The sequence below is a fragment of the Vibrio sp. TRT 17S01 genome, assembly GCF_050113695.1.
Taxonomy (GTDB): domain Bacteria; phylum Pseudomonadota; class Gammaproteobacteria; order Enterobacterales; family Vibrionaceae; genus Vibrio.
The window spans coordinates 1-5909 of the sequence record NZ_JBNJOG010000037.1; the positions used below are offsets into that span (position 1 = coordinate 1).

The 5909-nt window shown below is 40.8% G+C and carries 6 protein-coding genes and 2 pseudogenes; all 8 read left to right on the forward strand.

Annotation, left to right across the window (positions count from 1 at the left end; genetic code table 11):
* Positions 1-515 (forward strand): annotated as a pseudogene (locus ACQEXS_RS22095) (hypothetical protein); the annotation flags it as partial.
* Between the two features lie 137 nt (positions 516-652).
* On the forward strand, positions 653-1030 hold the full coding sequence (locus tag ACQEXS_RS22100) for a polymorphic toxin type 44 domain-containing protein (protein ID WP_427015230.1): 378 nt from the start codon (positions 653-655) through the stop codon (positions 1028-1030).
* Positions 1008-1418 (forward strand): hypothetical protein, encoded by a 411-nt coding sequence (locus tag ACQEXS_RS22105; protein ID WP_427015231.1) that lies wholly within the window; start codon positions 1008-1010, stop codon positions 1416-1418. The genes ACQEXS_RS22100 and ACQEXS_RS22105 overlap by 23 nt, the downstream gene beginning before the upstream one ends.
* A gap of 684 nt (positions 1419-2102) precedes the next feature.
* Positions 2103-2471, forward strand: a complete 369-nt coding sequence (locus ACQEXS_RS22110) for a VOC family protein (RefSeq protein ID WP_427015232.1) — start codon at positions 2103-2105, stop codon at positions 2469-2471.
* Between the two features lie 157 nt (positions 2472-2628).
* A complete protein-coding gene (locus ACQEXS_RS22115) occupies positions 2629-3306 on the forward strand; it encodes an HNH endonuclease (RefSeq protein ID WP_427015233.1) in 678 nt (225 codons plus the stop codon).
* A gap of 143 nt (positions 3307-3449) precedes the next feature.
* Positions 3450-4061 carry a hypothetical protein gene (locus tag ACQEXS_RS22120; protein WP_009696108.1) on the forward strand — a complete coding sequence of 204 codons (612 nt, stop codon included), beginning with the start codon at positions 3450-3452 and terminating at the stop codon, positions 4059-4061.
* Between the two features lie 139 nt (positions 4062-4200).
* Positions 4201-4680 carry a hypothetical protein gene (locus ACQEXS_RS22125; RefSeq protein WP_038899638.1) on the forward strand — a complete coding sequence of 160 codons (480 nt, stop codon included), beginning with the start codon at positions 4201-4203 and terminating at the stop codon, positions 4678-4680.
* Between the two features lie 790 nt (positions 4681-5470).
* Positions 5471-5806 (forward strand): annotated as a pseudogene (locus ACQEXS_RS22130) (SH3 domain-containing protein); the annotation flags it as partial.
* Between the last annotated feature and the right edge of the window lie 103 nt (positions 5807-5909).

Below are 5909 nucleotides of genomic sequence, written 5' to 3' on the forward strand. Positions count from 1 at the left end.
CTTCAGTTTTAGTGTTTATGGCACAATGCTTTAGGTTTGGGTGGAGGCGTTGTTCACCCCTTAATTGGGCGTTAGGCATTAATGAGGAAAATATGGATTCAACGATTGTTGGTGCTTTGATCGGCGGTATCGCAACTATTTTGGCGGTGTTTATTTCTTGGGTATTGCATAAACAAGGAATGAGAAACAAATCGAAAAGTAGCTCGTCAAAAAGACAGAAAAGCTATGAACCCGATGCTCACGATATATATTTTATGCAGTTTATTCTTCATGACGGTTATGAAGAAAATACTCCACTTTCAACCAATGAACTTGCGGAGCATCATAATGAATATGCACCCTTAGAGTTAGAGGTGAAACTGATAAATTTGCATAATAAAGGTTATATAAAGCGTGTAAATCGTGAAGGTAACGGTATGGGCCAGTGGCAAATGACTTCGCAGGGAGTGGAGTTTATGTTTAGCAATAACCATCAATTGCACGATTTAGTCGAAGAACAGCGGAAAAATGCCTAACAAGCAATTTAAGAGGGATTCACAACGCTTGGCACTTTCACTTCAAGCCAGTTTAGTGTTTATGGCACAATGCTTTAGGTTGGGTGGAGGCGTTGTTCACCCCTTAATTGGGCGTTAGGCGAAAAGCGGAGGTCAATATGTCATTATATCCAACTGCACCCCAAGGTGTGTCAGTTGATGCCAATATGAAAATGATAAAGAAAAAGTTTGGTCGTATTGTTGGTCCAACTGATTTCTATTGGTTCTACGAACAGGTTAGAAATAAAGGCCCTTGGGATTACAAACAAAGTGGACCGTTTGAAAATTTCGGTAATTTTCATTATGGGGCTGTTGGTTATGCAGGCGGTATCCCAGAAGAAGTTTTGTTAAGAGCTGCCGGTTGTGCTCAAATGAAGGCAGGAACGTCAGCAGATAGCTGGGGTAGTTGTTGGAGCGATCAACCATTTGGAGATGATCCAAACGATCAACATTACATAGCACTAGGTATTGAATATGCAAAAAGTAAAGGCTATTAGCCTAATATTGATTGGTGTTTTAGTCACAATATTAGTCGGTTACTTACTTGAGCCTAGAGTTGAGCTTGATAAAGAGGTAATAAAAGTACCGTTGTCTGAAACGCAGACTTTGATCGGCTATCGAAATAATGCAGGAGGTGCTACTACAGGGTTTAATTACTACTTTTATGTGAAGTCGAATAGATCAGAAAAGCTCCCTAATGCATTCCTCATTACGGATACTCCAGACGTAACGTTCCAGTTAAAAGATCACGGTGTTTTTTCGTTGCACGTAGACGGTAAGGTTTATCAATTCACAAATAACGTTTGGGTTAACGAGCAAGGCAAGTTAATACCAATAGTCTTTGAATTTACGGCCCAAAATCGCCTAACAAACAATTCAAGCTGATTCGCAACGCTCGGCGCTTTCGGTTCCAACTGGTTTAGTGATTACGGCGAAGTGCTTGAGTGTGGTGGCGTTGCTCACAACTTAATTGGGCGTTAGGCGACGGGCAGGGAAGTTCTTTGTTCTCATCTTCTTAGTTCCATTTAGCAGTTCGTCTTTCTATTTCGGCAACTTAGCATTGTCGGCTCAAATTCTTGAATATCTCCAGCCGTAAAACATGCCAATTTTCGTGGGTTGCCTCATTGGTTTTTGGAGTTGGTTAGTGGTGAGTTTAACTGGCTCAAAGTGTGGTAAGGGCAAGTTAATTGAGGCTTTTGTTCTCGCTTTAAGTTTGTAGCTTTACGTTTTGTTTCCTCAAAAGCAACTTGATCGCTGAAAGTCTGCATTTCGTGGTTGTTGGAATTTTGGCTGAAACATAGTGAGTTTTGTGGTTCTTGAATCACAAAAATTTAGTGGGTGTTTGGTTGCTTATTTTGTTTCGGGTAATCTGCTTTCAAAACAACTTAAACATTGGTGGAAAACTTCGCCTAACAAGGCGTTTAAGGCGGATTCACAACGCTTGGCGATTTCAGTTCAAGTTGAATTTAGTGTTTAAGGTACAATGGTTTAAGTTTGGTGGTTAGCGTTGTTCACCACTTAACGCGGCGTTATATGCTTTCAAGTTTCAAACAATAAAAGGACTTAAAAATGATTCTAAATCACGTCTCAGTTGGTGCTTCTGATGTGGTAAAAGCAGTTGGTTTTTATGACTCAGTTCTTTCTACGTTGTCTATTAAGCGTGCTCACTATATAGAAAATATCGCAGCGGCTTATGGTGAAAACTTTGAATTTTGGGTCGGAATTCCCTGCGAAGGAAAAGCTACATCAAGTAATGGTGCTCATATTGCTTTTAATTCGCCTTCAAAAGAAGCTGTTGACCAGTTCTATGCTACAGCCATTGAGTTAGGTGGTTCATGTGCAGGTAAGCCAGGGTTAAGACCAGAGTATGGTGAAACTTACTACGCAGCGTTCGTGCGTGACTTAGACGGAAACAAAATCGAAGCAGTTTCAATGTAGCTTCGAATACGCATATAACAATAAATTTAAGCAGATTCGCAACGCTTGGCACTTTCAGTTTGAATCAGCTTTAGTGTTTACGGCACAATGCTTTAGGTAGGTGGCAGCGTTGCTCACTACTTAATTTGGCGTTATACGTTTCAGGAAGTAAAGCAGTATGAGCGAAAGTTGGTCAGAAGAAGAATTAAGTGCCACAGTCGAAGTTTATCTTCAAATGTATCGTCAAGAATTGGCAGGTGAAAGCTTTAACAAGAAAGCTAACTATAGAGAATTAGCAGGTAAGTTCGGTCGTACAGAAAAAGCATACGAATATAGGATGCAAAATATTTCGTATATTTTCTCCTTACTGGGGCGAAATTGGGTCTCAGGTTTAAAACCAGCGAAAAATGTGGGTCGTAGAATTGGTGAGCAGATCGAAAGCCTAGTCGCCTTACATGAAAATCGTCCAAGTGATCCGCAAGTAGGCTTTGAGATTGAGGTTTCCTCATATCAACAAAAAGCAAAATTGAAGAAACCAGATGGCATCGGTGAGCCTAAAGCTAAGTATGGCTCAAGTGTAATCTATGAACGTTCTGCGCAAGTTAAAGCCTGGGTTCTGAATCGGGCAGGTGGCTTTTGTGAGCTTTGCAGTGAAGAAGCTCCTTTCACTACTCATGCAGGCAAGCCATACTTGGAAGTTCATCATGTAAAGCGTTTATCTTTTGGTGGCTCAGATACAATTACTAATTGTGTAGCTTTATGCCCAAACTGCCATAGAGCATTGCACTACAGTAACGAATCCCTGCAACTCATTGAAAAATTGTACAAAATCAAGTCAGAGTTGGTGCGCGAGTAAACGTATAACAAAGCATTTAAGAGTGATTCTCAACGCTTGGCATTTTTCATTCCATCATTGGGTTTCGTGTTTACGGTGGTATGGTTAAGTTTTGTGGTAGCGTTGCTCACACCTTAATGCGGCGTTATGCCTCAGGAGAAAAAATGGAAGATATTCTCACGATTTTAAAGGTTTGTAGTGCAGTGGTAGCAATTATTGCAACTTTGATTGGTGTACTAAATTTCAAGTTTACACGCCGCTCGGCAATGATAGCGGAGTATCAACATGCTAGAGCTTTTCTATCTGAGGTCGACACTTTACATCCTTACGCAAAAGACCTTGGCTTTTACACGATCGCAGGTAGTAGTTACGTAAGTTCTGCGGAAATTGAATATGCTATAAGCCTCGAAAACCCAGTTAAGTCTTTAAAATGTTATGTTAAAGGTAGAAAGTACTTTATTCCGTTTAATGAGCTTAAGTATCCCAAGCTAAAATTTAAGCCAAAATACGAGTCTCAACGAAAAAGAGTGTTCTTAACCTATTTTTATATGGTCATGTATTTCTTAATGGCTTTTGTTGCCATGTCTCCAGCTATTCTTTCCCAGTTTATAGATTATTCGTCTCTTACTGACTACGTTTCGCTATTATTGGTTAGCTTGGTGGCATTCGGATACCTCGCGTACGAAATGCTGCAACGTCATCTAGAAATATACTTTGCGCAGTTCTTGTTTGATTCACAAGAAGTACACCGAGATCTAAAGGTAGTAAAGGCATAACAAACTGTTTAAGAGTGATTCGCAACGCGTGGCATTTTTACTATGCGTTGGTTTTAGTGTTTAAGGTGGTATGCAGCGGCATCGGTACTGCGTTGCTCACACCTTAACAGGGCGTTATGTGCTTTAGAGGAAATAATGGATGAGTGAATATGAAGTATTATCAGTAATACTGTCTTCGTTGGCTGCTCTAATAAGTCTAATCGTTTGGAATGGTCAACGAAAACTTCAACGAGAAAGCTTAGATATGCAAAAGGCGACAGCGGATCTAGCTAAAAAGCAGCTAGAAATATTACTGCGCGAAGACAAAGAAAAATCGACTGCTCGTTTGAAACTTGACTTAGTGAAGTCGGGTAATGGATACAAGTTCGTTATTACCAATATCAGTAATGTAGATGCTAAAGATATCAGCTTTGACTTGCTTGTTGATAATCCTCGACATAATCCCCTTGTTGGTTCGGACGTGAACTCTAAACTACCTGCTCCAAAACTCTCCCCTGGAAGTGAGTTAAGCTTGTTGGCGGCAATTCATCTAGGTAGCCCAACTGCATACAATGCACTGTTAACATGGACAAACCCCAACGGGGAGACTGTTACAGATGAAACCTATGTATCGCTGTAGTTGGAAACACGCACATAACAAACTGTTCAAGAGGGATTCGCAACGCGTGGCATTTTCACTATGCGTTGGTTTTGGTGATTAAGGTGGTTTGCGGCGGCTTCGGTATTGCGTTGCTCACCCCTTAACAGGGCGTTAGTCGCCAGAAAAAGCTAGCAATCAAAATCATGTTTCTGACCTAAAAATTTGGCAGTAGTTTGTTTGGTACACAGATCTATCGTCAATGGTCAAAACTCAGTTTTAACGGTTTTAAGTCCAAAATTTTGCAAGTGTCCTCACGGTTGTTTTGTTCTTTGGTGCTGACAGAGCAGGGTAATCGAGAATTTGTTTTTGGTTGTAACTCTGCTCGTTGAGTTTGTTGGTTCAAAAGCAGATCTACTCGCTGAAAAGTCGTCTTCTCTGGTGTTTTAAGTTCCACGTGGTTTCAGTGGCTTTGTTGCAAGTCCGCACTGTGAGATTGACTTTCCAAAAGCGCTTTTTGGTGTTGTCAGTCCGTTTTCTACGGCGTTGTTTGTTCTAAGTGGTTTCATTGAGTAGCCGCTTTGAGACTGCGCCTGACTTAAACGCATCAAAGCACATAAAGTTTGTTGTTCGCAAAGTTTACTTCGGCTTAAAATTGTCGCTCAGTGCCTCGCGACTAACAAACTGCTCAAGAGGGATTCGCAACGCGTGGCATTTTTACTATGCGTTGAATTTAGTGATTAAGGTGGTTTGCGGCGGCTTCGGTATTGCGTTGCTCACCCCTTAGCAGGGCGTTATGTGAATGGAGTCAATATAACAAATGGAATACTAAGTCGTTAAAGAATATCAAGATGCTCCAGAGTCACCTATTCATGTAGTAAAAGGTGAAAAATTGCAGTTTGTGGAAGAATCAAATCCGGAAGGTGATTGGCCAAATTGGGTCTTTTGTCGCGGAACAAGTAAAGAAGGTTGGGTTCCAAAGCAAATTCTAACTATCGATAGTGAACAAGTGACAGTTCTTAAGGACTATGTTGCTAAAGAGCATACGCTTACAGTGGGCGAAACCTTAATTACGGAGTACGAGCTCAATGGTTGGATCTGGTGCTCAAAGTTAGGGGAAGGAGGTGAGCTGGCATGGGCTCCTTTAAATCACCTAACTAAAAAGTAAATTCACATAACAATAAATTTAAGAGTGATTCACAACGCTTGGCGCTCTCACTTCAAGTAAGTTTAGTGTTTATGGCACAATGCTTTAGCTAAAGTGTTAGCGT

Excerpts from the sequence above, each read along its gene's own strand:
- ACQEXS_RS22105 (WP_427015231.1), top strand. The coding sequence starts at position 1,008 with ATGCAAAAAGTAAAGGCTATTAGCCTAATATTGATTGGTGTTTTAGTC.
- ACQEXS_RS22120 (WP_009696108.1), top strand. The coding sequence starts at position 3,450 with ATGGAAGATATTCTCACGATTTTAAAGGTTTGTAGTGCAGTGGTAGCA.
- ACQEXS_RS22115 (WP_427015233.1), top strand. The coding sequence starts at position 2,629 with ATGAGCGAAAGTTGGTCAGAAGAAGAATTAAGTGCCACAGTCGAAGTT.
- ACQEXS_RS22100 (WP_427015230.1), top strand. The coding sequence starts at position 653 with ATGTCATTATATCCAACTGCACCCCAAGGTGTGTCAGTTGATGCCAAT.
- ACQEXS_RS22125 (WP_038899638.1), top strand. The coding sequence starts at position 4,201 with ATGAGTGAATATGAAGTATTATCAGTAATACTGTCTTCGTTGGCTGCT.
- ACQEXS_RS22110 (WP_427015232.1), top strand. The coding sequence starts at position 2,103 with ATGATTCTAAATCACGTCTCAGTTGGTGCTTCTGATGTGGTAAAAGCA.